The organism is uncultured Arthrobacter sp. (genome assembly GCF_902805515.1).
GTDB lineage: Bacteria > Actinomycetota > Actinomycetes > Actinomycetales > Micrococcaceae > Arthrobacter_D.
In genome coordinates this window covers 1-2,865 of record NZ_CADCTE010000106.1, presented here as the reverse complement: position 1 = coordinate 2,865, position 2,865 = coordinate 1, and the positions used below count along the sequence as shown (strand labels likewise).

Sequence of the window (2,865 nt, the reverse complement as noted above, 5' to 3'; positions counted from 1 at the left end):
GGCGTTTCGATCCGGGTTGGCTAAGTCAACGCTATTGTCAGTCCAAGCGGCCGTTGCCAGCGATAGAATTGACACGCGTCCTGGGCGGCGGATATACTTAGTGGTCGCCGGGCTTTCCGCGCCTTGCGGTTTGGCGTGCGGGAATCGATTGTCTTTAGAGAGGTTTCCATGTCACAGTTTCCCTCGCAGTTTGAGCAGAACAGGCCGTGGTCGCTCGAGTATGGGGCGGACGACCGGGCCGTCTTCAACTTCTTCAATGCCGTTTACGCCTGGATGTTCGTCGGGCTGGCCGTGACCGCATCGGTGGCGTACGCATGCTCGCAATCGCCGGCGATGCTCCAGATGATCTACGCCGGCCGAGGCGTTATGCTGGTGGGCGGCCTTGTGGCGTTCGCGATCGCATGGGGCGTGCAGTCCGCCGCTCACCGCATTAGCCCGACGGCAGCAACAATGCTGTTCCTGCTGTATGCCGCCGTGGTGGGCGTTCTGATCTCCTACGTCTTCGTGATCTACGAGATGTCGATTTTAATCTCGTCGTTCGTCATCACCGGCGGCGTCTTCGGGGGCATGAGCCTGTACGGCTACTTCACTAAGCGCGACCTGACGTCGATGGGCTCCATCCTCATCATGTGCGCCTGGGGTCTGCTCCTCGCATCGGTCGTCAACATCTTCTTCGCCAGCAACGCCCTGTCGTGGATCATCACGTACGCGGTGTTGGCCGTCTTCATTGGCCTGACCGCCTACGACACGCAGAAGCTCAAGGAGATGGCGCACGCAACGCAGGGGGACGCGACGATGGCCGCCCGCTACGCGATCGTCGGATCGCTCCACCTCTACGTGGACTTCATCAACATCTTCCTGGCGATCGCCCGCATCCTGGGCAGCCGCCGGTAAGGCGACCTTGTTTGAGGAATTGCAAACGTGCGGGAAGGGCGGCCGGTTCGGCCGCCCTTCTCGTCGCGCAGGGCAGATGACCGAGCAGCGGGCAGGCTCAGCTGAAAAACCGCTTTGGGCTTCGCGCCTCCCACGCCCCCGCAGGGAGGGGAGCAACGATCGGAGTCGATTAGGTGGGGACCGCGAAGCCGCAAGTCGCTCAAGGGCGGGCTCCTAAAGCGCGTCCTTTACCGGGTTGCGCCCGATGACCGGGTACTGGTTCAACTCCATCACGGTCCCGGACACGGGCCGGCTCTCGTCGCCAACCCAGTAGACCACAGCCGCCGCCACGTCCTCCGGCGACATCAACCGACCGGCCGGCGCGAACTCGGCCGGCGGGCGCTCGTGCCAGTCCGGCGGCAGTCCTTCCGAGACCTTCAGCCTGTGCTCGTTGGGCGACAGCACCCATCCGAGGTTGATGTGGTTCACCCGCACGCGCTCCCGCCCCAGCGCATCGGCCAGGTTGCGCGAGAGCGTCATCAACGCGCCCTTCGAGATGCTGTACGCCAGTTGGTTGGCCTCCCCGCAGTAGCCGTTGATCGAGCCGATGTTCAGGACACATCCCTCGGCCCGCCGCAGGTGCGGCAGCGCGGCGCGCACGAGCAGCAGCGGGGCCCGAACGTTGACCGCCATCGCCCGGTCGAACAGGGCGGCGTCGGTCGTGTCGATGTTGCTGCGGACAATCCAGGCCGCGTTGTTCACCAACCCGTCGAGCTGACCGAAAGCGTCAACCGCGGCGGCGACGAGGCGCCGGGCCGCATCGGCGTCGGCCAGGTCGTCGACGTGCAACGCGGCGCACGACCCGAGGTCCGCCGCGACCCGCTCGCCAAGATCACGTTCCAGCCCGTGAACGAGCACCTTCGCCCCCTCGGCCGCGCACCGGCGTGCGATCGCCTCGCCGACGCCCGTCGTGCTGCCGGTGACGAGGATGACCTTGCCCGTGAGTCGCATTGGGGGCGGTCGAAGAGGCTGGCGACAGAGGACACACGGAGCACAAAGGAATGGAGTTCCGTTCCGCCGCTGTGCGCCTGGCGCGCTCTGAGGCTCGGGGCATGGATTACCCGACGCGATGCTCGGGCCGTCAGAGAAGCCGGCGCCACAATGCGGTGCCGCAGTGGCGTTACTACCGCGCGAAGAGGTCGGCGACGGCGACGCGCAGGCCGGGCATGTGCGGGTCGCCGATCAATTCGCCGTTGATGTTGAACAGCTCCGGGGGGGCGTCCTGACGGTAAACGGTGACGGTTCGGAAGATCGGCTCGATCACCCAAACGAGCTGGACCCCGGCGTCGAGGTACGCCTGCACCTTTTCCAAAATGTCCTCCTGCGTGTCCGACCTCGACAGGATCTCGACCGCAAGGACGGGCGCACCTTCGATCAGGAACGCATCGAGCGCGGAGGCCGCGGAGACGGCGGCGGAAATGTACGCGATATCGACGCCAACGGTCGTGTCAGGATTACGGTGAAGTCGAACAGCTGCCTCGCCGGATACAATTTCGCCGCGCGGCTCCGGCTGCCCGTCAAGCCACTTGCTTAGGTGGTGAACGACCTTCGCCTCAGTCCGGCTGTGCGGTCGGCTCCTGCGCGTCATCGGCTTCTCCCGTACCTCGCCCCGAAACAATTCGCGATATACCCCGTCCTCGGGGAGGGCGAGCAGCGCCTCGGTCGTCATCAGCTCCGGCGGTGCGATCATCGTCATGCGGCTCTCCGTGAACGCATTATATCCGAGCGCGCCTCAGCCCCGCCAATCACGCTTGCCGCGTTGACGGTGGAGTAACGACCTCCCCGGACATTCGCGTGAACAGCGGGTTCGCCCGCTTCAGCGGGCGGTTCAGGACGCGCCAGGGATGCTCCGGCGCGTATCGTGAGCCCTGCCGGCAACCGCGCGGTCTCGCTGACGGAACCGCAGGTCGCGCCGTGCGAGCAGGTCACGGC

The 2,865-nt window shown here is 65.5% G+C and carries 3 protein-coding genes; 1 reads left to right on the top strand and 2 read right to left on the bottom strand.

From position 1 onward, the window contains the following. The first annotated feature begins 168 nt into the window (after window positions 1-168). A complete protein-coding gene (locus tag QZX79_RS09535; RefSeq protein ID WP_294567912.1) occupies window positions 169-894 on the top strand; it encodes a Bax inhibitor-1/YccA family protein in 726 nt (241 codons plus the stop codon). 213 nt (window positions 895-1,107) lie between these two features. Here QZX79_RS09535 and QZX79_RS09530 read toward each other — a convergent pair whose 3' ends face one another. Together QZX79_RS09530 and QZX79_RS09525 are read right to left on the bottom strand one after the other, a co-directional pair. Beyond that, on the bottom strand, window positions 1,108-1,884 hold the full coding sequence (locus tag QZX79_RS09530) for an SDR family oxidoreductase (protein ID WP_294567910.1): 777 nt from the start codon (window positions 1,882-1,884) through the stop codon (window positions 1,108-1,110). A 172-nt stretch (window positions 1,885-2,056) separates the two neighbouring features. Further along, window positions 2,057-2,629: a Uma2 family endonuclease gene (locus tag QZX79_RS09525; RefSeq protein WP_294567908.1), complete on the bottom strand. Its 573-nt coding sequence runs from the start codon at window positions 2,627-2,629 to the stop codon at window positions 2,057-2,059. Between the last annotated feature and the right edge of the window lie 236 nt (window positions 2,630-2,865).

What these genes read in the sequence shown, in the direction of transcription:
- QZX79_RS09535 (WP_294567912.1), top strand. Translation starts at nt 169, where the DNA reads ATGTCACAGTTTCCCTCGCAGTTTGAGCAGAACAGGCCGTGGTCGCTC.
- QZX79_RS09530 (WP_294567910.1), bottom strand. Translation starts at nt 1,884, where the DNA reads ATGCGACTCACGGGCAAGGTCATCCTCGTCACCGGCAGCACGACGGGC.
- QZX79_RS09525 (WP_294567908.1), bottom strand. Translation starts at nt 2,629, where the DNA reads ATGACGATGATCGCACCGCCGGAGCTGATGACGACCGAGGCGCTGCTC.